Genomic DNA, 26,387 nt, shown 5'->3' on the forward strand with positions numbered 1-26,387 from the left:
TTACTGCTCGTACCTCACTTGAATGGGAATTGCTTTATCATTTTAAATTTGAGATTTTAGATTTTCAAAATCTTACTGCATTAACTTTACAATTTTCCATCTGTCGCCATCATTTTTCTTTATTGGTATTATTTTTAATGGCTCCAAAATAGGCAAAAAAACAAAAACGCAGATTCGCTTCTTAATATCTCACGGCTAAAGTATCTGAGTTTTACACTTAATGAGTAAGCTGATAAGAATATGTATTGCGTCCTTGATTTTTAGCGGCATATAGTGATATGTCCGCATTTTTAATCAAGTATTCTAGTGAATAATCGGGAACTGGAACCATACTAGCAATGCCCATACTTAATGTCACATAATCGCTCACTGAAGAATGATGGTGAGGAATAGATAAGCTGGCTATTTGTTGTTGAATCTGTTGAGCAAAATAAACTGCTCCTTCTAAAGGGGTGTTAGGAAGTAAAACAGCAAACTCTTCACCACCATAACGAGCCACCAAATCAGCCGGACGTTTGCAGGTGCGAGCGATTGCTTGAGCAATTTTTCGCAAACATTCATCACCCGCAGGATGACCATAACAGTCGTTGTAGCTTTTAAAATAATCTATATCACAAAGAATTAATGATAAAGGCGTTTTTTCCCGTTGCAGTCGCTGCCATTCCAAATTGATCACTGCATCAAAACATCGTCGATTGGCAATTTGCGTTAATCCGTCGAGATTGACTAAACGTCGTAATTCAGAATTAGCTTGTCTAAGAGTTGCCTCTACCTGCAAACGCTCTGTCAGATCAGAAATAATACAGTAGAGTAGATTCTTTCTTTCGATATTAATGCGACTGGAATAAATTTCGACTTGACGAATTTCACCAGATGCTAACTGATGAAAATATAAAAAATTCCCCGGATAAGCAAATTGTTTTACAGCTTTCTTGGGAAGAGGAGAACCATCCACTAACACAGTTAAATCTGAAAGCTTTTTCTGTTGCAGAACTTCGCGTCCATAGCCGTAAAATTGACTTGCGGCTGGATTAGCATCAAAGATTTCCAGAGTAAGAGGATCGATTAATATTTGCACCGCTCGGTTTTTTTCAAACATCTGCGGGTAAGTTACTTGGCTTGGTTGTAAATTTTGAGCAGTAAGACACTGATGGCAAAGATCCAATGAGTTAGTTATCTCTTGCATACACAGCAAGGCATCAAAACCTGTATTTTTTGTGGACACAATTGGCGTTGCTGTGACTTGCAACGAACGAAACCTTCCCTCTTTAGTTAGACAAGTCAAAAAATGCGGGTACAACTGGGGTGAAAAAACAGTCACTTTTCCAGATTGCAAAGTTTGGTTTAATTGTTCGACATAATTTTGACAATTGAGATGAGGGAAATATAAAAACAGGTTCTTACCAAGAATTTCTTCTCTGGAAATATTTGTCCAATTTTCCAGGCATGAGTTCCAAAAACTGACTATGCCATCACGCTGCAAATAACACACTCCAACAGGAAGACATTCCATCAATTGCAATGATTCAAATGAAATTTGCGTAATTTCTCTGTTGATTGTTGGGAATGTCTTCATATCAATTTTTGCCCACTCACTCTAATTTGGCAGACCTGCGGTGACACGAGTCCAGACAATTATAATAAAATGAAATATGAAGAACATACCCCAACAGGAAGATATTTTGTGAGTTGCAATCACGCCAATGAAAGCGGCTAATTTCTGGCAAAAATGTCAGATTATTCCTGAAATCATCACTTCAACAAGAATGGCTACAGAAGAAAATACCCAACAACTTCTGCGGAAAATCGGAGAATTGGGCTGATAAGTCGCTCAACCCAAAAAAAATGTAATGGACATATCCCCGACTTCTCAAGGAAATAGGGAATCTATCTTGTGTAGATTTTATATTTAATTATGTTGACCTTCTTAGCAAGGAAAAAATGATGGTGACTGTTTGAATTGTTTTTTGAATTGTTTAAATTGACTTACTTGTTTTGCATGAATTGCGACTGGAAAACCCTCGAATTAATTCAAGGGCTGTATGTTTTGAGAGTTTATATCTTAATTTGAAATTGATTTCGGATGTTGTCTATTTGTTATTGATTCTAAGTATTGTTTTAATCTTCTTGCCAATCTTCACAACCAAGCAGGTCAATAATCCTGTCTCTGAGTAGATATTCATTTTTTTCTAGCTCATGCTCAAAATAAGTCCATTCACGGTCAGGAAGATATTTGCAAAGAGTATAAATTGGCTGTTGACGGTTAAGAAGTCCCCTTTTCACAAGTTCATGTGCTTCTTCCTTTATCATACCAATGTCATATTTAATAGCGGTATCCATACCTTGTTACCTCATTTTCTAGCAAGGAATTAAAAGACAACTTTATAAATTATTGTCTCTACTTTAAATTTATCAAAAAATTGGTAAATTTTGTGAACAATCATCAAATTAATTTTTACTAGACGGTATTTTATCGGTTTTGATTGCTGCTGAAGGCATATCCTTAAATTCAGCAGTTTTTTTAATCTTCAGAAATGACCAATCATATCATGTTCGCTTAAGTACTTATCCAAAAAAACTCTCCGCGTCACCGCGTCTCCCTATCTCCGCGTCGGACTTAATTATCAGTCTTTAACCGAACACGATATCATTCCTTGATGGTACAAGTTCCCGGATTTATCCGGGAAATCAATCCAAAATCCTTGCATCCTGTTAGAGGATGAGGATACCGGATATTTTGTGAATAGCTTTGACTCCTAGCGCTTTGTTACAGCCTTTTACTGTCACTACAACAGCGATCGCTCTATTTTTGTAACTTACTACTACTGATTTCAATAAGTAGGTTAACAGAAAAATTTAAAGGTATGTGAAGAAAAGTAAAATCGCCCAAAGCTCTCTTCCTGTTCCCTGTTCCCTGTTCCCTGTTCCCTTGCCCCAACGACAATTTTTAACGCCCACCTACTTAACAGATCAACCGAGGACGAAGAAAATCCACTGTTTCTGATTGAGATCAAGAAAGTGAACATCACCACAATAGTACTTTTCCTCAAGTAATTCAAGGTAATGGCAAGTGAGACAACAGATCCTGGATATACCCTACTGCTTAGATAAGTCGGATATTTTATGGATTACTATAGAATTAGAATTGTTGTGATGTTTCCTATTAGCTAAAGTGTCAGACTCCCTACCTTTGCGCGATCATTACCTTGCATTAATTGATGAAATTGTTGAAACCACTCTCAAGGGTAAGATTAGCTCTGTAGAGCAGGTATATCAAATGTTACTCAAAGGTATCACGAACGGTACAGGGGAAGTGTTTGAGTTAGCTTTGAGCGATCGCTTGAATACCATTCAAGCACAAGTAGACAACGAACCAGACGAACTCAAAAAATCTAAGGCCACGCGCAGTTTAAGAGCCATTAAAACTATTCAAACACAATGGCAACGCTGGCAAGAACAAAATAAAGCCACAGAAGTGATAATTTTGGCAGTCCGTGAAATTACTATTGCCAGCAATGATGAGCGTTTAGGCGTATTCTTGCGTTTGATTGACCCTAATCAAAAACATACCTTAAATTTATCCCAATTACAGCAGTTAGCCAAATCCTTACAGCAATTTGGTGCAGCTAATTCCGATTTAGCGGAAATATCCACAGGCATTACTCGTGGTGTCGCTTCTTGGCAGCGAATTCAAGAAAACCTACTGAGTTGGATGTATGAACAAAAAGGTTCTCTAGGATTTGGTGGTGTACCGGGAGAACGTGGCCCTTGGGCAAGTTGGGCAAAGTTAGTCAAAAGCGAATTTCCAGAAGCATTTTTCCGCACCTTAGCACTTGAGCAATCTGCAATAGAATTTACTCAAAAGCAACAGCAAATCACCCTGAGCAATTGGGTAGAACTAGCAATAGTTTTACAGTTCCTACAAAGAGGGTTAATTACCTGGTTTGATCAACAAGCTTATGATATCCAAGCTGGCCCCAAATTATCCATATCTACATTTTTGACCTTTGCCGTAATTTGGAGTCAATTAGCGATCGCTTTTCAAACCCAAGCAGTAGCATACAGCAATGGCGCTTCACAAATAATGCTCCAAATTCTGAGAACCTTTGCCCAGCGTCCTTATTTCCCCCTCTACGGTGGGATTTTTGCTTCCTTTTCTGGTAGTTCTTTGCGAGATGCTCTCGATTATTTAGATGAACCCTTGCGTACTGTAGAAGGAACACAGGAAAAAGCCCGAATTTTGACTCTTTTAGGTTATTCTCAACGAGCTTTAGGCAAATATCCCCGCTCAATTAATTTTCATCAGCAAGCTTTGGAAATAGCCAGAAATGCCAAAGATCGTCCTTGTGAAATTGCCAATCTCAACCACCTCAGTCGTACCTATGTCCAAGAAAAAAATTATCCAGAAGCAATTAACTATAGTCAAAGAGCCTTAATCTTAAGTAGGCAAGCAGGTGACAAAACTGGAGAAGCCAACGCGCTGGTAAATTTAGGTTACAGCGAAGTTATGCAAGCACAGCAGCTGGAAAACATCGAACCAGAAGTATATGAATCCGCAATTAATTATCTAGAACAAGGTTTAAAGTTAGCAGAAAAATTAGGTGATATTCAAAGTCAAGCTTTATGTTTTAGCAGTTTAGGAATTGCCTATTTAGTAATAGAACAATACGAAGCTGCTATCAAATATTTAGAAGCTGGTTTTAAAACAGCACAAGTTTCCGGTGATTTGTATCTCCAAGGGCGGAATTTAGCTTATTTAGCAGAAGCTTATTATCATCTTAAAAATTCTGAAAAAGCCATTTATACTGGTAGTTTGGGAATGTATCTACTAGAGCAAATTTCTTCCCACGAGTGGCGACAAGCAGCAGGTTTATTAACAATTTTAAAAGGACAAATTGGGGCTGAGAAATTCCAAATTCTCTTACAACAAAATCGCCCGAAGATGATTACTGTGATTGGTGTAGATGGCTATGATTATATTCCCAAATTGTTAGAAAAATACAAAGAAAATATGTAATATAGCAGGTGACAGGGAACAGGTGACAGGTGACAGTGCTAGAAGCCTTTTAGTGTCTAAGTTTTAGGATTAGTTGATGTCCTAACCGCCTTGTCCGTTGCTATACCATGAAGATGCACCTAATTATTTGGGAACATAGCCAATTATCTTGAGAAAACCTCTGCGTACCTTTGCGTTAAAAAAAGATAGTATTTGGCGCAACTATGGCTACACCACGCAAGCTATCATATAGAATTGGTCATTTCTACAACCTGAGTCTTCCAATTAAAAATTTATGTGACACAAACTCTTAACTTGATCGTATTCTGCCATAGAATACCCAAAAAATCGTGTATCTAATTTTTTATAGATACCACATTTTTGGACTGTTTTACACATTGTCTAATGTATAATTTATTCGAGCATTACAAAAAAAATATGCATATTCTCAAAATCCTTTCCTGTGCCTTGCTAACTATTGCCTTTCCCAGTGTATGTTATGCATCTGACGAAGCACCCATAGTTTCTGATATCAAAACTATGCCAAAGGAAGTTGCAGAAAAACCTAGTGTTGTGATTTTACCTGTTAGTAATCAAGCCAAAGATTTACAGCCGGAGGTTCCCTTAGTATTTTCTCCGGAAACAGTCGCACAGACAGAGCAAGAACAGCCATTACCTACTCCCAATCCTACCAAAGATGTACAGAGAGTAGCTCCCCTTTCTCCATTGCAAGAACAGCCCACCAAATTGCATAACTTGGAAACAGCCAACCAGCTGAAAAAGGGTGCAGTTCAAGGAGAAGCGGGTTTTCTGCAAGTTCTACCAACCGATGATTCTGTGTCGGGGACAGGTTTGCAAACCTATCAAGTTGATATCGACTGGGGAGTGACAGATAACTTCCAAATAGGTTTTACAGGTGATATTTTTGATGATTATGCAAAATGCGAAACTAAAGGCAATTGCGGTGATTTGACAACCGTAAGTTATGGAACAAAGTTAAAATATCGATTAATCACCTCAGAACGTTTGGCTGTAGGTGTGATGGCTACGGCTCAGTTATTGAACTTATCTGCGAGTTCAGATCTTTTTGAGAATCCCTCACCCAATGGTTCGAGGGGAAAGTTTTCTATTACCAGACCAGTGGGCGCTTTGCAGTTTCCCGCTAGTTATAACGTATCTCGAAATCTGCAACTGCATCTGACTCCGGGAGTGGTTTTCTTCCCGGAAACAATTAGGGGAGCGAATTTTTTTGGAACGTTTTTCAACATTGGGACAGGATTTAGCTGGCAAACTTCAGAAAGACTGAATTTGTTTGGCAATATTCAAGCGCCTTTTGGTTCTGGAGGCAATACTTTTAATTCCAAAGACCGCTCTATCTCTCGGCAGTTACTGTGGACTCTAGGTGTAGATTATGCTGTTAATCCCAGACTGGGGGCAGAGGTTTATGCTACTAACAGTTATGGGACAACACCGACGACTGGCTTGCTGGCTTTTCTTCCTGATGGTGATGAATTCCAGGTGGGGATTCGCTTCAAGCACGTGATTGATTTCGGACAAGGATACGCAGCTAATTTTGACAATCGTCCCCAAACACCGCTTTCCTATCGAGATCAGACGCTTCTATTTGATGGTTTCACACTTGCCAGCGCTAACACTTTACCAACTGGGAAGTTTCAAGTTAGAGGCGGTCTTGGTACTCATGGTAGTGCCAGTTTTGCCCTGGCCTATGGCTTGACAAATGATGCACAGTTAGAACTTATGGTTGATCAATTTGGGGCAAGCGATCGCATTTCTGCTCAAGATGTATCTGGTTCGGGTGTCAAAATTGGCGGTGCGATGAAACTGCGGTTTTTGAATCAAGCACAAGGCGATTCCCTATCTCTGGGTTTTAAACTTGCAGGCATCAGTGAGACAACTTTCAAAGGTCAATCTTTAACCGGCAGTTTGTATACAGAGTTGCCCATTAGTTATCAACTCAGTCCCCAAACTTCCATATCCATTAATCCCAAAGGTGGATTTTTTGGGAAAGTTTCCCGCATTGGTGTGGGTTTTGGGATTAACCAGGCTCTTTCCGATAAACTGCAATTGATTGGAGAATATACACCTATCTTGAGTGAAGGAAGAGATGTTTGGAGTACTGGCTTACGCTTTTTACCAAAAGCAGGATTGGCATTTGACGTTTTTGCCAGTAACGCCATTGGACAAGGTGGTTTGGGAACGGTGACAGCCGAACCAGATACTAATTTTGGTGTCAGCATCAATTGGGGAATTTGATGTCCCATCCTTTCTAGGGCAGGGAGCAGGGAGCAGGGAGCAGGGGGCAGGGGGAGAACTCAGCACTCAGCACTCAGCACTCAGCACTCAGCACTCAGCACTTTGCTATAATTAGCTTTTTCAGCAATTCAGGAATCTGAGCCGGACTTTCAGCAACTGGAACTTGCGCCGCTTGAAAAGCTGCTAATTTACTCTTGGTTGTTCCAAAATTAGTATCGCGTCTAATCACAGTTGCTGCCGTTCCCATCTGTCGCCAATTCTTGGTTGGTGGTGCGTGTATACCTGCAATGTAAGCAATGACTGGTTTATCAATAGCTTCAGTTATATACTGCGCTGCGGCTTCTTCACTTCTACCTCCTGGTTGACCGACTAAAACGATCGCTTCTGTGGTTTCATCTTCATCCAGAATTTGCAGCCATTGGAGGAAGGATGAACCAACTATTGCATCACTACCAATGCTGACACTAATCGATTGACCTAAACCTGCTTTGGTTAATTCCCAAGCCACTTCATAGGTAAGAGTACTGCTGCGACTCACAATCCCCACTCGTCCAGGGATATAAAATTCACTAGGTTGAGTACCTAAGAGAATTTTCCCAGGGACGATAATTCCCGGACTGTTGGGGCCTACCACTAAGATTTCACGAGTCTCAGTTTTGCGGAGTAGTTTCACCATATCTAAAGGTGGAACACCAGCGGAGATAATAATGATCTGCCCAATATTAGAAGCGATCGCTTCTAATGCGGCATCTAGCACTTGGTAAGGGTGTACACAAATGATCGTGGTGTCAATTGCCCCGAATTTGGCTGTCACCTCCTCTACTAAGTCAAATACTGGGAGATCGTACATTTGCTGTCCCCCACATCCAGGATTGACACCAGCTACCAAATTAGTTCCATATGCTTTCATTTGAGAAATATGAGTTGCTGATATAAATTCAGAGAACCCTTGGATTACAACTTTGCTGTCTGGCGTTAAGTTCATAAAATTCGGTCATTAGTCATTGGTCATTAGTCATTTGTCATTGGTCATTAGTCATCGCGTCATCCCCTCTCCGCGTCACCGCGTCACCCCCTCTCCGCGTCGGCCTTAATTATCAGTCTTTAACCGAACACGATATCATTGGTCATTGGTGATCACAAACGAAAGCGTACTATTTTCTATAAGCAGGTAACTTGGCTAAACGGACTGCTTCCGACACAGCTGCATCTAAATTTTCTACTAATATGAGAGTTTCACTTTGGGTTTTCAGTGCGGCTAAATCTGTTCTGGCGCTATTGAAATCACTACCAGCAAGACGAATAACTAAGCGTGGTAAGTGTAACAACTTACTTTTACTTATATTGGAGTTTAACACCTGAGATTTGAGTTCCTTGGGGTCTAGTTGTAGGTAGTTGGCAATGACTTCTGGCATTTGGCACAATTGAGGAATAGTACCCAGAAAGTTAATCAGAATCACTTGAATAGTTTTGTCAGCAGCTAAAATTTTCAGCCCTGTTTCCAAGCGATCGCAAAAGGTCGTTGGTGAGGTATCAGTTAAAAAAGAATGTCGTAAATTTAAAGAAATACCAGGTTTACCACCAGCATTAGCGACTGCATCTAAGGTTGTCAAGACTGAACCAGTACCATTGCCTAAGATACCGATTTTACCGTGCATTTCTAAGCTATCCCAGTCACCCAAAATACCGTTATTTTTATTTCTACTATTACGACTCAACATCTTGGCCGCCATTTGGGCTATTTCTGGATGACGGTTAATTGCCCGCTCGTTGACTCGGACTTTACCATTGAGCGCCATCACTTGTCCAGATGCGCTGACTGCTAGAGGATTTATCTCTACCAAGTCTAGGTCTTTCTGCACAAATAACTGGTACATTTTTTCCACAATGTCACTTATTGACTGCATTAGTGATCCCTGCAAGCCCATTTTTAACCCCAATCTTCGGGCATAAAATGGCGAGAATTCTTGTTCTACAACCACATATTGCATTTTCTCCCCTGGGGATTCCCAATCTATATCCGGTTCTTTGCAACCTAAAAGTACTGGACGACAGAGGGCCGTATCTAAAATAACGGCAAGATAAAATTCATCTTTGGCATCATATTTTGATTCGGCCAGTAGAACTTCCGGCAATTCTCCCCAAATTGGTAAATTAAAGATATTTTGGGCAGCTGCGATCGCATCAATGGTGGTTTCCACAATCCTGACTCCACCAGCTTTGACCCTTTCATCTGCGTGTACTTGCGATTTTAGTACAATCGGATAACGAATTTTTAAGCGTTTTAAATCTGTAGGATGGTCAATTCGTTGGGATGGTAATACGGGAATGCCCATCTTTCCAAACCATTCTTTAACTTGGTATTCCAATAAATCCATTGACACACACCTTATATTAACAATTCCAAAGCAGGTATCTAATGCTGTCTTATAGGTTGTACAGCACTTGGATTACATAAACACGCTTTGGTTGACTAGAAAAACTTATTTAGCACCAATCAATTTTATCGAATTCGGCAAAAGTGGTAAATTCATTTCTGGAAGCAACGACCTCTGCTATTTGGTTGATTAGACCTAATCTATCTCCTTCTGTCAACTTGCTTCGCTCTAAAATTACGGGAATATTCTTGTATATTTTTGCTTAGATAACTTATACTCGCATTTGGATTGTCTAATTTCTCATCTAGCAGTATAAAAAATTAAAAGGATAAATAATCACTGCTCTGTTGCTTTCTGGTGACAGATTGAAACTTTGTGTTAAAAATTTGTTCTAGGAGACGTGAAACTAGGGATACTGAAACTATGCATCTGTATGTAACAAACGCAAGTACTTTATCTCATCTGGTCAAAAATAATATGGGAGTCCGGCTTATTACTGATAGCTGGCGTGACCGAAGAAAGGCAGAGGGGAGGAGGCAGAAGGTAAAAAAAGAATTATTCCTCTGCCATCAGGGATACAAGCCCCTCAATTCATTTATGAAAAAAAGTCATGCTATATAACAACCATAAAACTATATAGAAAATTAACAGTAACACTCTATGAAAATCGCATTCCCACAAGAAGATATACAGCTTTTAGCAGGTATTTTGCAGGAACAATTACTGCTGGAAGTTCCATCTGGCAAGGTTTTCCATGTTAAATGCGCTGTGCAGAATGACGAATTGATGGTTTTGACCCAACATCCTCCTGGTGTGACAGTTGATACGGAAAAAATATTTGTGGTACTTGAAGATGCCTTCCAGTGGCAATCCCAATACCACGGTCAAAGGGTAAAATTTTATGTCAGAGTTTCTGGAGAGAAGCTACCCTATGCCAAACAATCCCTAATGGTGAAGGCTAAGGAGATACAGTTAGATGAGGAGATGAAGAGAACACAAGAAAGCGATGCTGCCAAGCCGATTGCTGAAGATAATTTCCTAATTGTTCCACCCCCTTATCTTCCCGACGCTTCATCCTCGGCAACGGACGACTACATTTCCGAAACTCCATTTTCCTCAATCACGGACGACTATATTTCCGAAACTCCATTTTCCTCAATCACGGACGAATACATTTCTGAGAATGAGAATCCGTTTTCCTCAATCACGGACGACTACATTTCTGAGAATGAGAATCCGTTTTCCTTAATCACGGACGACAACACTTCCGAAACTTCATTTTCTTCAATCACGAGCGACCACATTTCCGAAACTTCATTTTCCTCAATCACGGACAAGCACATTTCGGAAACTGCTTTTTCCTCTACGGACGACCATATTTCCGATACTTCCTTTTCCTCAATCTCGGACGACTATATCTCCGAGAATCGATTTTCCGAAACTCCCATTATTGATGAGAGAGAGAATGATTTGGAGGAGGAAGATAAGTTTGACCCCTTTGCAGGTGGGCAAAATTTATCAAAGGGCAAAAAGTTATCACTTCCACCTTTACCTATCCTTTTAGGTGCTTTATTGGGGGTGACTGTCATCTTCGGTGGTGGTGCTTTCTTTCTAACTCGCTCTTGTGTAATTGGTGGATGTCAAGAATTGCAAAGTGCCGAACAAACTCAAAGCGAGTCTCAGCAACTAATGCGCCGAGCTAAGTCAGAAAAAGAATTGTTAGCAGTGCAACAACAGCTAGAAACTACAGTCTCTAGTCTCAAAGTAATTCCTCAATGGTCTCCTCGCTACCAGCAAGCTCAGGAACTGACTTTAAGTGTTTCAGGGCTGTCAGAAAAAATTCGCTTGGTGATAAAAGCTTTACAGACAGGAGCTTTGGCAGAGCAAAAAACTCAAACTCCTGCCAATGGACTCGAAGAATTACGCACTCGACAAAGTTTATGGCGGCAAGCGATCGCTCCACTAGAGTCTATCAAATCTAGTCACGAACTCTATGGGCTGGTGCAGGGAATTTTGCCCAATTATAAACGCAATTTACAAACTTTAAATCAGCAGTTGCTCAAGGAAGAAACATGGCTGAAAAAACTAGCCACAACGAAAGTTTTAGCCGATGCCAATATCAAGCGCGAAGCTACTGCCAAATCCGGGAATGACTGGCAAAAGGTGAAATCCGATTGGCAGACGGTTGTCAATACTTTAAAAAGTATTCCCCAAGGTAGTACAGGATACCAAGAAGCACAAAACTTGCTCACAGATTATCAACCAAAATTCAGGTTTGCAAGCGATCGCGCTAAAAAAGAAAGTGATGCCTCTACAATCTACCAACGAGCTTTAAACATAGCTAATCAAGCTAAAGTTCAAGGACAAAAAAATCAATGGCAGGAAGCCGTAGCATCTTGGCAGCAAGCTTTGGATATGGCTAACAAGATTCCCCAAGATAGCTTTTACTACAATCAAGCCCAATCTCTGATTCCACCCTATTCGACTGCCCTGGGACAGGCAAAAGAAAAATTCCAACTCTATGGTAATTTGACAAAAACTCGCGCTGATCTGAACACCACTTGTGTTAATGGGATACGGTTTTGCGTTTTTAACATCGAAAACCAAGGCATTATCGTCCGTTTAACCCCGGAATATGACAAACAACTAGAAAGTGACAACCCTAATATCCAAAGTCACTTCCAAGCCTTGCGAGATGCCCTAGGAGTAATTGGTGAAAATGCCCAATTACCCCTATTCATCTACAATTCCCAAGGACAAGAAAGGTATATGAAGATGCCGCAATAGGGGGCAGGGGGCAGGGACAAGAGGACACGGAGACACGGGGACACAGGGACACTCTTACACCCCATGTCTAAAGTCAGGGGATTCCAGCAAGGAATGTCTTTTTTCTTCTCCAAGACTCAAGTCGGGGGCTGGAAACCATTTGCGTCGAACGTCGGACACAGGCGACTCTCCGCGTCGCCGCGTCTCCCACTCTCCGCGTCCTCTTCTTCCCCATCTCCCCATCTCCCCATCTCCCCATCCTCTATAAACCCAGATGATTTTGTAGTGCTTGGCGCATTTCTTTTACAGGTACTTTTTCCTGTTGCAACCAAATTTTTAAGGCTGCTGCACCTTGTTGAACTAGCATTTCTAAGCCATCAATGGGAATTGCTTTTTGTTTTTCTGTTAGTTGGAGAAACCGAGTTGGTTTAGGAATATAAATCAAATCATAAGCGATAACATTGGGTGATAAATACTCCATTTCATCTACACTTAAAGGTGAATTTTCTATATGGGGATGCATCCCTACAGGAGTTGTGTTGACTAGCAGGTTAGCTTGGGGAATTAGTTTTGGTAATTCTTCCCAATAATGCACTTGAAATTTATCTGCAAAGATTGAATTCTGCCAACTTTGCCGAAATTGTGATAACTTCTGCAAATTTCGCCCCACCACATGAATTTCTGCCAAACCTAGCTGAATACAACCTGCAACAACTGCTCTCGCTGCACCACCATTCCCTAAAATAACTGCGGTTTTCTGACTCCAATCTTGGTGATACGTTGTTTGTAAAGGGGCAATAAACCCTTCTACATCTGTGTTTGTTCCCACCCACCCGTTCCCTTGACGAGTCACGGTATTGACTGCACCGATAGCTTGAGCGATGGGTGAAATTTCTGATAAATAAGGTATTATTGCTTGTTTGTGGGGAATTGTAACACTAAACCCGACAACACCAATCGCGGCAAAACCTGCCATAGCAGTTTCTAAATTTTCTGGTGCTATGGGAAAAGGCAAATACACATAATCTAATCCCAATTTAGCCAATGCTGCATTGTGCATAACTGGAGAAAGGGAATGTTCTACAGGATGTCCAATTACTCCTAACAGTTTTGTTTTACCTGTAATATTCAGACAATAATTATGATTTTGATTTTCCATGATTTAGTATTTTCCTAAATTATTAATTTCACTGCTACCCTAAGAGTATTAACAACTCTTAACATTTATTTGTAATATGCAGACAAATATAGCACCCTCTACAACCCCAATATCTGGTCAATACTGGGAATGGCGCGGACACAATGTTTACTATGTACAGGTGGGAGAGAAACAACCTCAGCGTCCCCCCTTGCTTTTAGTACATGGTTTTGGTGCTTCCACAGACCACTGGCGAAAGAATATCACAGGACTGTGTGCAGATTTTCAAGTTTTTGCCGTAGACCTTTTGGGATTTGGACGTTCAGCAAAACCGAAATTACAGTATAGTGGCGACTTATGGCGCGACCAAATTAACGATTTTATCAGTGAAGTAATTGGTCAAAAAGCAGTATTAGCAGGTAATTCCCTGGGTGGTTATGCTTGTTTATGTGTTGCAGCCCAGTGTGCTGATAATGTCTCTGGTGTAGTCTTGCTGAATAGTGCAGGCCCTTTTTCCGAGTCAGAAGGAGTAAAAAGCCAAATTCAACCTCCTAAAAATCCGTCACAGAAACTATTAGGTAAAACTGTGCAATGGACTTTTAAACAACGCTTAGTTCAGTCGTTATTATTTCAATATATGCGTCAACGTTGGGTAATTCGGCGCACTTTAGAAAAAGTTTATCTTGATAAAAGTGCCGTTACTGACCAATTAGTAGAAGAAATTTATCGTCCTGCTTATGATATAGGTGCTTTAGATGTATTTGTTTCTGTTTTTAGCACTCCCCAAGGAGAAAAAGTTGATGTTTTGCTAAAGCAATTAACTTGTCCTTTGTTGTTATTATGGGGTGAAGCTGATCCTTGGATGAAAGCGCGAGAACGTTCTCAAAAGTTCCACCAATATTATCCCCAACTAACAGAATACTTCCTATCTGCGGGTCATTGTCCCCATGATGAAGTACCTGAACAAGTAAATTCATATTTACGTAATTGGGCTTTATCTATTAAAGACTGATATCCACTCTGTTGTGATCACCAAAATCTAAAAACCTGGTCAGGGTTGACCAGGTTCTAGCGAATTCAGAAGTTTCAAATTGTTAAGGTTAAGTGAGTAATTGAAAGTTAATAACTAGGGTGGATGTTAAAACTGGCAAGTTCAGCATTTTATCCGTTTTTCCGCCTAGGGATTTGGCTCGACCTTGATAAAAGGTGTTTTGGCCACTTTAATTGTATCTGCTAAAACTTGCTTGGGCTGCTGACAGGGGACACTAAGTCATTGCCCGGTGGGTTGTTTGTAGTTAGTTCTGTGTCCTTATGAATATAATTTAGCATTGGCTATTTGAGATGCAATCCTTTGTTTACTAAACTTGATGTTTTGTTTCATTTAGAGGATGTTTGACAAGTTTTTAATGTATAAATCAACCCCTCTCCGAGATGCCCTAGGAGTAATTGGTGAAAATGCCCAATTACCCCTATTCATCTACAATTCCCAAGGACAAGAAAGGTATATGAAGATGCCGCAATAGGGGGCAGGGGGCAGGGACAAGAGGACACGGAGACACGGGGACACAGGGACACTCTTACACCCCTATTTGAGATGCAATCCTTTGTTTACTAAACTTGATGTTTTGTTTCATTTAGAGGATGTTTGACAAGTTTTTAATGTATAAATCAACCCCTCTCCAAACCTCTCCCCGACACGGGGAGAGGCTTTGAAACCCCCATTCCCTCGTAGGGAAGGGGGAAGGGGGGTTAGGTTTCTCTTGATTATCGGTTTCATCTAATACTTTTCAAACAACCTCTTAGCAACATAGGCAAGTGGATTATCAACTGAAACTTTAAATTAGTTATTTCAATAGGATTGCTAAGTAGGTAGACAGAATTAAATGTCAGATAAAATTTTGGTCGTAGTGAGCGATTTATCGCTCTCTTGCTAGGTTTGATAGGGCTAAAGCCCTTACTACTAACTTTTCTTTTATTCAGTCTTACTACTTCTATAGTTTTAGGACTGACGCATTGTACAAATTAACCATCATCTGAACAAACGTAATTTGGTCATTTCCGGCTTTTGGCAATTAACTCAGATAGAGAGTGTAGGCGTAGTATAACCTAGCCATCGCTCAAAAATCGTTGAAAATTCAAGTTTGAATGCACAAAAACCATACCATATATTTGGTATTACTTGTCAATGCGTAAGTCCTAGTTCTATAATCTTGGAATCTTGATCCTAATTACCAATTCCACATAACTGATTGCTGATCAAGATTGTCGGTGACAATGCGTCCAATCTGATCTATTTCTGCAATTGCTTCAGCAGAAAGTTTAATTTCTAATGCTTGGGCGTTGGCTATTGCTTGTTCAGGATAACGCGCACCGGCTATGGCATTTGTTTGCGGCTGGGCAATCAACCATGCTAATGCTAACTGAGCCAAGCTACAATTATGGTATTCGGCTATGGGACTAAGTTCGTTTAATGCTTGTTGAGCGTGTTCAAAGTTTTCGTCTTGAAATAATTTATTTTTAGCTCGGTTATCGGCTGGATCAAATTTATGCCCAGATAGAAATTTACCGGTTAACAATCCCTGGGCTAAAGGTGAATAAGCTAATATTGAAATGTTGTTTTCAACACAATAGGGCATAGCATCTTTTTCTACTTGCCGCCAAAATAAAGAATAGGGTGGTTGTAAACTATCAATACGTCCATATTGGGCTGCTTCTGCTAATTGGTCACGAGAAAAGTTAGAAACTCCAATGGCTCGAATTTTACCTTGTTCTTTAAGGTGATTTAAGGCGCTCATTGTTTCTGCAATTGGGACAATTTCACTATTGAATGCACCGGCAGGCCAATGAATTTGGTAAAGGTCGATGTAGTCTGTTTTCAGATTTGTTAGGGAACGTTCACAAGCTTCTATTACTTGTTGATATTTGAGATGATTTGCAAAAACTTTTGTGGCATATTCGACATTATCCCGCACATCAGCTAGTGCTTCAGCTACAATCTGTTCAGAATGTCCTTCACCATAAACTTCAGCAGTATCTATTGTGGTGATTCCGGCTTCGTAGGCAGCGCGGATGGTTTTAATTGAGTCATCATCCTCAATTCCTACCCACATTTTTTTTCCGGCTTGCCAAGTTCCCATTAAGATGGGTGTGATTTGTACGGTTGATGTACCCAGTGTGCGTTTTTTCATGGTTTTTCTCGAATTTATTTCCCTGACTAGTTTTATACTTTAACCGTCTTAGACTGAAATTAAATCAGAGTCAAAGTAGATGCTCATGGAATTGACTACCACTTTTCATGCTCTTAAGGAATGGGCTGTGGCCGTAAATGCGTTGGAAGACGGCCAAACGATTATGCTGCTTCGTAAAGGCGGTATTCATGAACGATACGGACGCTTTCAAGTTGCCCATGAGCAGGTTTTGCTCTATCCTACTTACGAGCATCAACAATCTTTCATGCTCAAGGCTGAATATGCGAATCTTGTCTATCCAGTAACTTCCGGTTGGCATCCAGAAACAATTCGCATCGGTAGTTGGGCAGAAATTACGGATATTTTGCCAGTTGCGGATGAGTCTATTGTGGGTGATTTACTTCCCTTTCATATTTGGAATGAGTATTTTATTAGCGATCGCTTAAAATGGAAACCACGTCAGCCGCTATATATCCTCTTGCTACGTGTTTACAAACTACCCCAAGCGCAGGATATTCCTTATTTAGATGAATACGGTGGTTGTAAATCATGGATTGATTTAGATCAACAAGTTCGGTTACAAAGCTCTCAACCAGTTTTATCCGATTCTGTCTACACTCAACTAGTTGAGACTATTCGCGGGATTATTGGTGATAAATTGTACGCTGCATCTTTTTAAGCAGGTGTTGGGGTAAAGCAAATGCGGAAAAAAGTTGGAGAGTTGAGGATTGAATTTCTTTTACCCCACATCAGCAATAACCTGGCTAATATCTTGAGGAGTTGCACCTGTGGCTAATATTGCCCGAATTAACAATTCAATTGATACTGAAGCATCACCATTTTCAGCTTTAGCAATTCGAGGTGGGCTGGAACTAATCTTAGCGGCAAGTTCACTTAGAGTGATCGCTAATCTTGTAAATTGGGTTAAGGAACGCAACCCAACATTCACATTATCGCTGTTGTTGATAACTTTGTTGGGGTTCATTTTATTCAACCCAACCTACAATGGTTATAAAATTTAAACAGCAAGAAATTCCTCCATTCTTATGAATGAACAACTCCAAACCGAAAAAGACAAGCTACAGGCAATTGATAGTATAAAAATAAATAAAGAAACAGAAAAGGAAGAAGTTCTATGTTCTCATTGTCAGCGCACTGCTACAAACGGTATTAAATGTAAAGGTATTTGTGTAGCTGATAATGACTATTAAGGTATGAATTCTATCGCTCTTGAATATTAGATATAAAAGAAAAAGGGTAAAGGTTTACCCCTTACCCTATTAACCAAGTAGTTTTGAGATGATTTTTTGTTTTAGCTAACAGTCAGCAATTCGCGTGTTTCTGTTTTTCTGACTACCACCTGACCATCATCGTCTACATCAACAATGGCTGTATCTCCATCTACAATTTGACCAGATAGAAGTGCTTCAGCCAGGGAATCTTCTAACAGGCGCATAATTGCTCGGCGTAACGGTCTAGCGCCATAGCTGGGGTCATATCCTTCGGTTACTACCCGGTCTTTGAAGCTTTCGGTGACTTCGAGTTTAATTCCTCTATCCGTCAAGCGACTAGCAACATCGAGGAGCATGATATCAGCAATTTGCTTGACTTCAGCTTTATTAAGTTGAGTGAAGACGATAATGTCATCAACGCGGTTGAGGAATTCTGGACGGAAGTAAGCTTTCAGTTCCTCGTTTACCAAGTTACGAATCCGGTGATAACTAGCGTCGGCTTGATTATCAAATTCAAAGCCTAAACTCATACCGCCTTTTTCAATTACCTTAGAACCAATATTGGAAGTTAAGATAATCAATGTATTCTTGAAGTCCACTTTCCGACCTTTTGCGTCGGTGAGGTGTCCGTCATCTAAGATTTGCAGCAGCATATTGAATACATCGGGGTGCGCTTTTTCGATTTCGTCGAATAGCAGCACTGTGTATGGTTTGCGCCGCACTGCTTCCGTTAGTTGTCCACCTTCGTCGTAGCCAACATAACCAGGAGGTGAGCCAATCAACTTAGAAACGTTGTGGCTTTCCATGTATTCGGACATATCCAAGCGAATCATCGCCTCTTCGGAACCGAAGAAGTAAGCGGCTAATGATTTCGCTAATTCAGTTTTACCAACACCTGTGGGACCAGAGAAGATAAAGCTGGCTATGGGGCGGTTAGGACTCTTTAAGCCAACACGGGCGCGACGAATAGCGCGAGAAACAGCGGTGACGGCTTGTTCTTGACCAATTAGGCGTTTGTGTAGGGTATCTTCTAGGTGTAACAGTAACTCTGATTCTGATTCTGTCAGTTTGTTAACTGGTACGCCTGTCCAAGAAGCTACGATTTGGGCGATGTCTTCTTCGTCTACAATGGGGGCTTTAGCGTTTTTCTCGGTTTCTTCGGTGTAGAGTCTACCTTGAATTTCTACTTCTTGGTCACGCAGTTTACCAGCTTTGTCAAAGTTTTGAAGTCTAACTGCTTCTTCTTTGGCTTTGGTAACACCAACTAGTTCGCGTTTGAGTTCCTTGTCAGTGGAGGTGCGTGAGTTACGCAAGCGCACGCGGGAACCAGCTTCGTCAATTAAGTCTATGGCTTTATCTGGTAAGAAGCGATCGCTAATATAACGATCTGACAACTCAGCCGCAGCTACTACCGCAGCATCAGAAATATGGACTTTATGGTGTTGTTCATAAGCACCGCGCAAACCATAGAGAATTTGGATAGTTTCTTCTACCGATGGTTCTCCGACCAAAATTGGTTGAAAACGACGCTCTAAAGCTGCATCACGTTCGATGTGTTGACGGTATTCATCCAAGGTGGTAGCGCCGATACATTGGAGTTCACCTCGTGCTAAGGCTGGTTTGAGAATATTAGCTGCATCTAAACCACCTTCTGTACCACCCGCACCGACTAAGGTGTGAATTTCGTCTATAACGAGGATGATATTGCCTTCTGTGCGAACTTCTTCCATGATTTTTTTGAGCCGTTCCTCAAAATCCCCACGGAACCGAGTTCCCGCAACTACAGAACCCATATCCAGGCTGATGACTTGCTTGTTGAGCAAAACTTCAGGCACATCTTGGTTGATGATACGTTGAGCTAGACCTTCTGCGATCGCAGTTTTACCAACTCCTGGTTCCCCAATCAATACTGGGTTATTTTTGGTGCGGCGACCAAGAATTTGCACAGTGCGTTCAATTTCTTTTTGACGACCTACTACAGGGTCAAGCTTGCCTTCCTGAGCCAGTTTGGTGAGATTTCTGCCAAACTCTTCTATAGTGAGGTTTTGGGTACGCTTGGAATTCTTCCCTCCGCCCGCAAAAACGGTCACATCTTCACCCAAACGGCTAATTACAGCCGAGCGGATAGCGTGTAAATCAACTCCCAGATTTTGTAGTACTTTGGCGGCGACTCCTTCCCCAGCCTCTGTTAAACCTAACAATAAATGTTCAGTGTTTATGTAGTTGTGTCCCAGGCTATGAGCTTCTCTAAATGATTGCTCAAACAGGCTTTTTACTTTGGGTGTAAACGGAATTTCTGGTGGGACAAAACCAGAACCTCGGCCAATAATTTTTTCTACTTCTCGACGTGCATCTTTGAGGTTAACGCCCAACTCAGCCAGCACTTTAGCAGCAACCCCAGTTCCTTCTCCCATCAAACCCAGGAGAATTTGTTCCGTTCCTACAAAGTTGTGTCCCAGACGGCGTGCTTCCTCCTGAGCTAACATAATTACCCTAATGGCTTCGGAAGTGAAGTGTTCAAACATAGCGGGTTCTTGCTCCCTTGCTGCTTGTACTGTGGGTGAGATAAATTCACCCTCATGTAAAGTTTCTTGTATTTTCTTAAAGATAATGTATCTTTATTTAAGATTGAATGGCAGTGGTGAGAGCCGTATTAGCTAGGGTGTGGTTGCCGTCACTCACCAATCAAGGCGCAATTGGGAGAATCTGAAACCTTTGATCTTGATGACTCCTAAATCCTAACAGTTGTAAGAATTATGACAGAATCTTCAGGAAACAAAGATCAACAACATCCCTTATACAATCGGGATCGCCCCTTTATTGATATTTTACTCTCTCAAGAGGCAACGGACTACAATTTGGCCGAATTGGCTAGGCTGAAAATTCGCTATCAAGGCTTTCCGGGCGCACGGGACATCCAAAAAGACCTAGATAAAGTTTTGCAACGCTGGGGTTTAACGGAAGCTGAACTGTTGGAAAAAACCCGCCAGCTACACGAAGTGGGCGGAATTTATAAAAGTCGCGGCAAAAAAGAAGAGCAAGATTGGAATTAGTCATTGGTCATTGGTCATTGGTCATTGGAGAAACAACCAATACCCAATCCCCGCGTCTCCCCCTCTCCGCGTCACCGCGTCTCCCCCTCTCCGTGTCCCACGGTCTCCCCTGCTCCCTGCTCCCTTTCCTGGGGGGTTGGTGTGGGAGTGACAACTTCGTCGGGTGGTTCTACAAATGCTTTCGGAGTTGGGGTGGGAGTGACAACTTCGTCGGGTGGTTCTACAAATGCTTTCGGGGTTGGGGTGGGAGTTACAAATTTGGGTTTAGCTACAAATGCTTTTAGGGTTGGTATGGGGGTTGCAACTTCTGGTTGATTCAATGATGTTCTAATAGAGTCTAAGGTGACAGCTACTTTTGCTTGTTGCTGCATATCTTGTGTAGAAGAAACCAATTTACTGAGACCATTGACAAGTTGCAGAAGATTTTGCCGGAATTTGGGATCTCCCGTTAATTCATCTAAATCAGATGTAATTTTTTGTGTATTTTCAAATGTCACCCTGGCTGAGTCTAGGGTTTGTTGCAAAAGAACAATATTTTTAGGATCATTTAAATTTTTGGAAGCATCTTTTAAATTAGCTGAAGCTTCGGCGGCGTTAGCAGACAAAAGTTCTAAATTTTTCAATAATTCCCCTTCTGTGAGACGATTAACCGCAGGGGATAGACTAGTAACTGTCTGACGTAATTGATTACTGGTTTGGGTAATATTATTTAAAGCACCAACCAAGGAAGAACGATTTGTTGTCAATAAGTCATCTAAGTTATTCAGCAAACGACCGGCTTGTTTTGCTGTTACACTAAAGTCGCTGGCTGTGACACCTAATTGATTTGCAGTTTTTGCGCTAGTTGCCGTCAGTTGATTTGTTGCCTGTTGTACTGTAGCAGCAGTGCTAGAAAATGTGCCTATTTGTCCTTTAAAGCTTTTGCTGACCGTTTGGAGTTCTCGACTCAGATTAGCAACACTAGTAGCAGCATCAGCAGAGGTGACTAAAAGTCGATTAACGTTGTTAAAAAATTTCTCGTCACCGTATTGAGCCGCAAAATCAGATGATTGGCGAATCAATTCATCGACGCTGATACCAATTTGACCTTTTAAGTTAGTAGCGCCATTGCAAATAATCAGGCTGGCATTACAATCTTTTTCTAGAGGTTTAGAAATAACTGTTTCAGTAGGTAAGCTGGCTTTTGGTGTGATATCAATAATACTTTCGCTAATTAATCCGCTCTGATTTGCCTCAATCGATGAGTTGTATGGAATTAGTAAGTTAGGATCAGTAATTTCAATTTCCACTGCAACGGCATTTACTCCCGTTTTAATATTGGAAATACTACCCACTTTTACACCACGATAACGAACTGGTGCGCCTTTTTGCATTCCTCCAGCGTTAACAAATTCGACTACAGCTTTATAAGAACTGCGTCCAGGGGTGATTCGATTCAACCACAGCAAAATTATCCCAAATGCACCTAAACCCAGTAGAAGTAACAATCCCACTGAGCCTTCTCTTAATGTTCGTCTAGATGTGAAGCTGTTAATTAGATTCTGCATTTTTCCCTCCCCTGAAAAACTAGTCCTGATTGGCGACAAATGGAACTCTGAAAAGCTAAGAATAATATTTCACAATACCAAATCTAAAATCTAAAATCCCAGATTGTATTAACCTGCTATCTGAATTGGTCCATGTATACTCCCACTCATAAATTGTCTGATCAAAGGATGGTCAGTGTGATCTATTTCACTCACTTTACCTTGCCATTGCACTTTACCTTGATAAAGAAATACTAATTTGTCAGCTGTGCGCCGAATGGTACTTTCTTGGTGGGTAACAATGGCATAAGTACTACAGATACCTTGTGTACGTTGCAAATTGCGGATTAAATCCTCAATTACCGTGGAGGCGATGGGATCAAGTCCGGCTGTGGGTTCATCGTACAATAAAACTTCTGGACTATCTGCGGGATTATGGGGATTAGACATAATTGCACGGGCAAAACTTACCCGTTTTCGCATTCCTCCAGAAAGTTCTGCTGGGTAAAGATGACCGATTCCTGGTAAACCCACCATCTCTAATTTTTCATTTACTAGTTGGCGAATGTGCGATCGCTCTAATTTGGAATTTTGGTACAATGAAAATCCGACGTTTTCTTCCACTGTCAATGAGTCAAATAAGGCGGCTTGTTGAAATACCATGCCAATTCCCACAGACTCTGCACCATCTTCAATCAGCCCATCTCGCTGTACTCCTTGGATATAAATTTCTCCCTCATCGGGTTGTAATAACCCGGCAATTATTCTTAAAATTGTCGATTTCCCAGTTCCTGACGGTCCAATAATGGCTAGTGCTTCCCCTCTCTCAATTGTCAAATCGACATTATCTAAAACCTTATTTGTCCCAAAAGATTTAGAAATTCCTTTTAGTTGAATTAATGCTTTATTTATTGGTAATTTGTCATTTGTCATGGGTGATTGATAATTGGTAATATTTTTTGACAACTGTGCAAGATACTGATATTTTAGTGATTGGTAGCGGTATCTATCGGTGGCTTATATGCGGCTGGATTATTGGCTCGTTATGGAAAATGGGTCATTCTCTGTGAAAGTCATTGCATTTCCAGTGGTGCAGCCGACAGCTTTAAAAGACGAGGCTTTGAGTTTGATTCTGATCCCTTCCCTCCTTTTATTGTGGTCTTACGGACTCCCAGAGTTTAAATACCCTTAAACAAGTTCTGGATGTTCTTGGTGAATCTCTCCAAGTTATACCTTATGATCCTTTAGGACATTATCACTTTCCTGAAGGTACTTTTGCAGTTTATAGCAATGGGGAACTTTACCGTCAGGAGTTTAAAAAAATCACGCCTCAAGGTACTAAAGAATTTCAGCAGTTTGAACAACGTCTGCTAGGGCTTTACGACGCAATGAAAGGTATTCCCACCTGGCATTGCATAATTGCGGGATGATTTGAGAATCTGCATCAATATATAATCACCGCGTCACCGCGTCACCGCGTCTCCGTGTCAGCCTCAATCATCTCCTTATTCAGCAACGTCTCCCACCTTAGCAGTAAGGATCAACTGGGAAGTTAATATTGCTACAACCTCTCTCCATACTCTTTTTTGGCTAAGGTATTGTTAAGCTAAAAACGTAAGTATTCTCCATCCTGAATTCTTACCTAAAAACATTAAATCAGGTATAGCCGTGGACAGGGTGGTTAGGACATCAATTGATAATGAAACTCCCACTACAAGAGGGTTTTACTCCTGACTCCTGACTCCTGCTATAGGTTGAGTTGACGGACTTTTGTTGGGTTGCAGGATTTTGGCGAAGGTATTGAGGCAGTTACTCAATTTGTTGGTAATCGTGAGGTGTATCAATATCAATTGCACCCAAAGGAAAGGGAATACTAAAAACTTCGTGATAGTGGGTTTTAATTAATTTTTTTGCGCCTACATCCTCACTCAAAATTGCTAATTTTGAGAAAAAAATCTGACTAAATAAAACAGGTACACCTAATGTATCTGCGTATTCACAAGCAATGATAGGTTTCTTTGTAGAATTGTATGTTGAGGCTAGATGATTGATAATTTCATAAGAAACAAACGGCTGATCACAAACAGTAATAACTACTGCATCTATATTTTTATAATCAGTTATAATTGATAAAATTCCTCGACGAATTGAGGAACTCATTCCCAAAGACCAATCTGGATTTTCAACTATTCTAATAGCAGGTTCGCTAATTTCAGAACGGATATTTTCAGCATTTGCTCCTAACACTACTACTATAGGTTTACACACCGAAGCAATCGCATTTTCAATTGTATGCTTAATTAAGCTCTGTCCTCGATAAAGTAAAAGTTGTTTCGGTTTACCCATGCGGGTTGATGCCCCAGCTGCCAGAATAATCATTGCAATATTTGATTCAGTCATTGTTCCATGAAAATTGGTTCTGATTGCTCAATTTTAATTTCCTGCACCTGATTTCGGGGGTGAATTGGTTCAGTGCAGTCTTTTAAAAAACCACCATGACGATTTGTGAGTAAGGCTTGAATTTCTGCCATGATAGATAATGCTATTGCTTCTGGTGTATCTGCACCAATATCCATACCCACAGGAGCGGATAACTTTTGTAATTCTTGTGGGGTATATTCTCCACTCTCTTTCTGTAAATCCATCATTAATCTTGCAGTGCGCTGTTTCGATCCCAAACAACCTAAATATAATGCTGGAGATGGTAGTAGCACTTTAAGAATTTCTAAATCATCGAGATAATTATGTGTCATTACCACAGCAATAGTATGTTCATTTACACATATCTGTTGATGGAGAATTTCTCGACGGGTAAGAATGACCTCATCAGCTATGAGAAAACGCTCCTGAGTAGCCTCTGAGGCTCGACAATCAACAATAGTCACTTGCCAACCTAAAGCTTTGGCAAACTCTGTTACTGGTACAGCATCACGACCTGCACCAAAAATAATCAGGTGTGGAGGAGGCTGAATAAACTCGATAAAAACACTAATTTTACCTGATAAAAGTTGATATTTATGAAAACTTGAAAGTTGATTTTTTAACGCAGTCTGCGCGTCTTTAATTAAGACTTTAGTTAAACTAGATTCAGCAATATTAGTACTTATATTATTATCTAAGTTGAGGATTAAACGCGCTCCCACTTGTACATTTACTGTACCCTCCACAGCAAAAACCGTGGCAATAATGCCTTGTTGGTGATGAGAAAAACACTTATTAATAAAAGCTAAGGGATTACGTGGATCATCTTTATTAAGACTTTCAATCAGAACTTCTACCACACCATTACAACCCAGACCAAACCCCCAGACAATATCTTCATCAGCAGTGGTGTCATAAGTAACAACAATTGCTTGTCCATCTGGTATTGAGACACGAGTATGCTCTAATACATCATTTTCCAGACAACCACCGCTGATCGTTCCCACCATTTTACCTGATGACGTGATCAGCATCCGCGCCCCTGGTTGACGATAGGTAGAGCCTTGAACATTAACAACCGTTGCGAGAAAGACTGGTTCATTAGTGTGTTGACTTTCTGCAAATACTGCCAGAATAGTATTTAACTCTTTCATATTTAATATCAAGTTTAAACAGAATTCACTAAGTCCTATCCTATATCAAGGTTGAGCTTGAAGCTTTTTTAGGGCATTTTGGCAATTACCAATTACCCATCCTGAACATCTTTAAATCCTGGACATCCTGATTCTGACAAAATAATCTTGATAACCAAAAACCCGTTATATATATGGGCGCACACTTTCCCACTCATAACATAATCATACAATACCTTTTAAGTCTTGTCAAGTCTAAACTCTATCTGAGCCTCTGAGCCT

Annotated in this window: 21 protein-coding genes and 1 pseudogene; 8 read left to right on the plus strand and 14 right to left on the minus strand. The window is 40.7% G+C overall.

The genetic code is table 11. The features are described from left to right. Positions 1–217: 217 nt before the first annotated feature. The 3 genes from A9Y75_RS12820 to A9Y75_RS30170 form a co-directional block, all read right to left on the minus strand. On the minus strand, positions 218–1,576 hold the full coding sequence (locus tag A9Y75_RS12820) for a diguanylate cyclase (protein ID WP_071189942.1): 1,359 nt from the start codon (positions 1,574–1,576) through the stop codon (positions 218–220). A 542-nt stretch (positions 1,577–2,118) separates the two neighbouring features. Then, positions 2,119–2,340, minus strand: coding sequence for a DUF4327 family protein (locus A9Y75_RS12825; RefSeq protein ID WP_071189943.1), 222 nt, complete (start codon positions 2,338–2,340; stop codon positions 2,119–2,121). A gap of 372 nt (positions 2,341–2,712) precedes the next feature. Further along, entirely contained in the window at positions 2,713–2,835 is a 123-nt protein-coding gene (locus A9Y75_RS30170; protein WP_269086295.1) for a hypothetical protein, read from the minus strand. 337 nt (positions 2,836–3,172) lie between these two features. Between A9Y75_RS30170 and A9Y75_RS12830 the strand changes: the two genes are divergently transcribed. Further along, positions 3,173–5,017, plus strand: a complete 1,845-nt coding sequence (locus A9Y75_RS12830) for a tetratricopeptide repeat protein (protein WP_071189944.1) — start codon at positions 3,173–3,175, stop codon at positions 5,015–5,017. Positions 5,018–5,434: 417 nt separating this feature from the next. Further along, positions 5,435–7,270, plus strand: a complete 1,836-nt coding sequence (locus A9Y75_RS12835) for a hypothetical protein (RefSeq protein WP_071189945.1) — start codon at positions 5,435–5,437, stop codon at positions 7,268–7,270. 94 nt (positions 7,271–7,364) lie between these two features. Here the strand turns inward: A9Y75_RS12835 and A9Y75_RS12840 are convergent, their stop codons facing one another. Both A9Y75_RS12840 and A9Y75_RS12845 read right to left on the minus strand, forming a co-directional pair. Beyond that, a complete protein-coding gene (locus A9Y75_RS12840; protein WP_071189946.1) occupies positions 7,365–8,255 on the minus strand; it encodes a CoA-binding protein in 891 nt (296 codons plus the stop codon). A gap of 169 nt (positions 8,256–8,424) precedes the next feature. Then, a complete protein-coding gene (locus A9Y75_RS12845) occupies positions 8,425–9,648 on the minus strand; it encodes a succinate--CoA ligase subunit beta (RefSeq protein WP_071189947.1) in 1,224 nt (407 codons plus the stop codon). Positions 9,649–10,308: 660 nt separating this feature from the next. Between A9Y75_RS12845 and A9Y75_RS12855 the strand changes: the two genes are divergently transcribed. Continuing rightward, positions 10,309–12,435, plus strand: a complete 2,127-nt coding sequence (locus A9Y75_RS12855) for a hypothetical protein (protein WP_071189949.1) — start codon at positions 10,309–10,311, stop codon at positions 12,433–12,435. 54 nt (positions 12,436–12,489) lie between these two features. Here the strand turns inward: A9Y75_RS12855 and A9Y75_RS28460 are convergent, their stop codons facing one another. Next, on the minus strand, positions 12,490–12,657 hold the full coding sequence (locus tag A9Y75_RS28460) for a hypothetical protein (RefSeq protein WP_177176174.1): 168 nt from the start codon (positions 12,655–12,657) through the stop codon (positions 12,490–12,492). 19 nt (positions 12,658–12,676) lie between these two features. Beyond that, positions 12,677–13,573 carry a shikimate dehydrogenase gene (locus A9Y75_RS12860; protein ID WP_071189950.1) on the minus strand — a complete coding sequence of 299 codons (897 nt, stop codon included), beginning with the start codon at positions 13,571–13,573 and terminating at the stop codon, positions 12,677–12,679. Between the two features lie 76 nt (positions 13,574–13,649). Between A9Y75_RS12860 and A9Y75_RS12865 the strand changes: the two genes are divergently transcribed. Next, on the plus strand, positions 13,650–14,564 hold the full coding sequence (locus tag A9Y75_RS12865; protein ID WP_071189951.1) for an alpha/beta fold hydrolase: 915 nt from the start codon (positions 13,650–13,652) through the stop codon (positions 14,562–14,564). 1,216 nt (positions 14,565–15,780) lie between these two features. Here the strand turns inward: A9Y75_RS12865 and A9Y75_RS12870 are convergent. Beyond that, complete coding sequence (locus A9Y75_RS12870) at positions 15,781–16,740, minus strand: aldo/keto reductase (protein ID WP_071189952.1); 960 nt, start codon at positions 16,738–16,740, stop codon at positions 15,781–15,783. A 79-nt stretch (positions 16,741–16,819) separates the two neighbouring features. Between A9Y75_RS12870 and A9Y75_RS12875 the strand changes: the two genes are divergently transcribed. Next, positions 16,820–17,419 carry a DUF1802 family protein gene (locus A9Y75_RS12875; protein ID WP_071189953.1) on the plus strand — a complete coding sequence of 200 codons (600 nt, stop codon included), beginning with the start codon at positions 16,820–16,822 and terminating at the stop codon, positions 17,417–17,419. 60 nt (positions 17,420–17,479) lie between these two features. Here the strand turns inward: A9Y75_RS12875 and A9Y75_RS12880 are convergent, their stop codons facing one another. Further along, positions 17,480–17,725, minus strand: coding sequence for a helix-turn-helix transcriptional regulator (locus A9Y75_RS12880; RefSeq protein ID WP_143046416.1), 246 nt, complete (start codon positions 17,723–17,725; stop codon positions 17,480–17,482). Positions 17,726–17,786: 61 nt separating this feature from the next. Between A9Y75_RS12880 and A9Y75_RS28465 the strand changes: the two genes are divergently transcribed. Next, positions 17,787–17,951 (plus strand): hypothetical protein, encoded by a 165-nt coding sequence (locus A9Y75_RS28465; protein WP_177176175.1) that lies wholly within the window; start codon positions 17,787–17,789, stop codon positions 17,949–17,951. A gap of 101 nt (positions 17,952–18,052) precedes the next feature. Here the strand turns inward: A9Y75_RS28465 and A9Y75_RS12885 are convergent, their stop codons facing one another. Then, the gene (locus A9Y75_RS12885; RefSeq protein ID WP_071189955.1) at positions 18,053–20,497 is read right to left on the minus strand and encodes an ATP-dependent Clp protease ATP-binding subunit; all 2,445 of its coding nucleotides are present in this window, start codon (positions 20,495–20,497) and stop codon (positions 18,053–18,055) included. 231 nt (positions 20,498–20,728) lie between these two features. Here A9Y75_RS12885 and A9Y75_RS12890 point away from each other — a divergent pair, with 231 nt between their 5' ends. Further along, positions 20,729–21,025 carry a DUF3288 family protein gene (locus tag A9Y75_RS12890; RefSeq protein WP_071189956.1) on the plus strand — a complete coding sequence of 99 codons (297 nt, stop codon included), beginning with the start codon at positions 20,729–20,731 and terminating at the stop codon, positions 21,023–21,025. Between the two features lie 71 nt (positions 21,026–21,096). Here the strand turns inward: A9Y75_RS12890 and A9Y75_RS12895 are convergent, their stop codons facing one another. Further along, positions 21,097–22,572, minus strand: a complete 1,476-nt coding sequence (locus A9Y75_RS12895) for an MlaD family protein (protein WP_071189957.1) — start codon at positions 22,570–22,572, stop codon at positions 21,097–21,099. Positions 22,573–22,680: 108 nt separating this feature from the next. Then, positions 22,681–23,484 (minus strand): ABC transporter ATP-binding protein, encoded by an 804-nt coding sequence (locus A9Y75_RS12900; RefSeq protein ID WP_071189958.1) that lies wholly within the window; start codon positions 23,482–23,484, stop codon positions 22,681–22,683. A 35-nt stretch (positions 23,485–23,519) separates the two neighbouring features. On the opposite strand from A9Y75_RS12900, the pseudogene A9Y75_RS26460 reads away from it, so the two are divergent. Then, positions 23,520–23,957 (plus strand): annotated as a pseudogene (locus tag A9Y75_RS26460) (NAD(P)-binding protein); the annotation flags it as partial. 403 nt (positions 23,958–24,360) lie between these two features. Here A9Y75_RS26460 and A9Y75_RS12905 read toward each other — a convergent pair. Together A9Y75_RS12905 and A9Y75_RS12910 are read right to left on the minus strand one after the other, a co-directional pair. Beyond that, positions 24,361–24,951, minus strand: a complete 591-nt coding sequence (locus A9Y75_RS12905; RefSeq protein WP_071189959.1) for a nucleotidyltransferase family protein — start codon at positions 24,949–24,951, stop codon at positions 24,361–24,363. Continuing rightward, positions 24,948–26,126, minus strand: coding sequence for an XdhC/CoxI family protein (locus A9Y75_RS12910; RefSeq protein ID WP_071189960.1), 1,179 nt, complete (start codon positions 26,124–26,126; stop codon positions 24,948–24,950). The genes A9Y75_RS12905 and A9Y75_RS12910 overlap by 4 nt, the downstream gene beginning before the upstream one ends. Between the last annotated feature and the right edge of the window lie 261 nt (positions 26,127–26,387).

This window comes from Trichormus sp. NMC-1 (assembly GCF_001858025.1).
Lineage (GTDB): Bacteria > Cyanobacteriota > Cyanobacteriia > Cyanobacteriales > Nostocaceae > Anabaena.

What these genes read in the sequence shown, in the direction of transcription:
- A9Y75_RS12820 (WP_071189942.1), bottom strand. Translation starts at nt 1,576, where the DNA reads ATGAAGACATTCCCAACAATCAACAGAGAAATTACGCAAATTTCATTT.
- A9Y75_RS12825 (WP_071189943.1), bottom strand. Translation starts at nt 2,340, where the DNA reads ATGGATACCGCTATTAAATATGACATTGGTATGATAAAGGAAGAAGCA.
- A9Y75_RS12835 (WP_071189945.1), top strand. Translation starts at nt 5,435, where the DNA reads ATGCATATTCTCAAAATCCTTTCCTGTGCCTTGCTAACTATTGCCTTT.
- A9Y75_RS12840 (WP_071189946.1), bottom strand. Translation starts at nt 8,255, where the DNA reads ATGAACTTAACGCCAGACAGCAAAGTTGTAATCCAAGGGTTCTCTGAA.
- A9Y75_RS12845 (WP_071189947.1), bottom strand. Translation starts at nt 9,648, where the DNA reads ATGGATTTATTGGAATACCAAGTTAAAGAATGGTTTGGAAAGATGGGC.
- A9Y75_RS12855 (WP_071189949.1), top strand. Translation starts at nt 10,309, where the DNA reads ATGAAAATCGCATTCCCACAAGAAGATATACAGCTTTTAGCAGGTATT.
- A9Y75_RS28460 (WP_177176174.1), bottom strand. Translation starts at nt 12,657, where the DNA reads ATGGGGAGATGGGGAAGAAGAGGACGCGGAGAGTGGGAGACGCGGCGA.
- A9Y75_RS12860 (WP_071189950.1), bottom strand. Translation starts at nt 13,573, where the DNA reads ATGGAAAATCAAAATCATAATTATTGTCTGAATATTACAGGTAAAACA.
- A9Y75_RS12865 (WP_071189951.1), top strand. Translation starts at nt 13,650, where the DNA reads ATGCAGACAAATATAGCACCCTCTACAACCCCAATATCTGGTCAATAC.
- A9Y75_RS12870 (WP_071189952.1), bottom strand. Translation starts at nt 16,740, where the DNA reads ATGAAAAAACGCACACTGGGTACATCAACCGTACAAATCACACCCATC.
- A9Y75_RS12875 (WP_071189953.1), top strand. Translation starts at nt 16,820, where the DNA reads ATGCTCATGGAATTGACTACCACTTTTCATGCTCTTAAGGAATGGGCT.
- A9Y75_RS12880 (WP_143046416.1), bottom strand. Translation starts at nt 17,725, where the DNA reads ATGAACCCCAACAAAGTTATCAACAACAGCGATAATGTGAATGTTGGG.
- A9Y75_RS28465 (WP_177176175.1), top strand. Translation starts at nt 17,787, where the DNA reads ATGAATGAACAACTCCAAACCGAAAAAGACAAGCTACAGGCAATTGAT.
- A9Y75_RS12885 (WP_071189955.1), bottom strand. Translation starts at nt 20,497, where the DNA reads ATGTTTGAACACTTCACTTCCGAAGCCATTAGGGTAATTATGTTAGCT.
- A9Y75_RS12890 (WP_071189956.1), top strand. Translation starts at nt 20,729, where the DNA reads ATGACAGAATCTTCAGGAAACAAAGATCAACAACATCCCTTATACAAT.
- A9Y75_RS12895 (WP_071189957.1), bottom strand. Translation starts at nt 22,572, where the DNA reads ATGCAGAATCTAATTAACAGCTTCACATCTAGACGAACATTAAGAGAA.
- A9Y75_RS12900 (WP_071189958.1), bottom strand. Translation starts at nt 23,484, where the DNA reads ATGACAAATGACAAATTACCAATAAATAAAGCATTAATTCAACTAAAA.
- A9Y75_RS12905 (WP_071189959.1), bottom strand. Translation starts at nt 24,951, where the DNA reads ATGACTGAATCAAATATTGCAATGATTATTCTGGCAGCTGGGGCATCA.
- A9Y75_RS12910 (WP_071189960.1), bottom strand. Translation starts at nt 26,126, where the DNA reads ATGAAAGAGTTAAATACTATTCTGGCAGTATTTGCAGAAAGTCAACAC.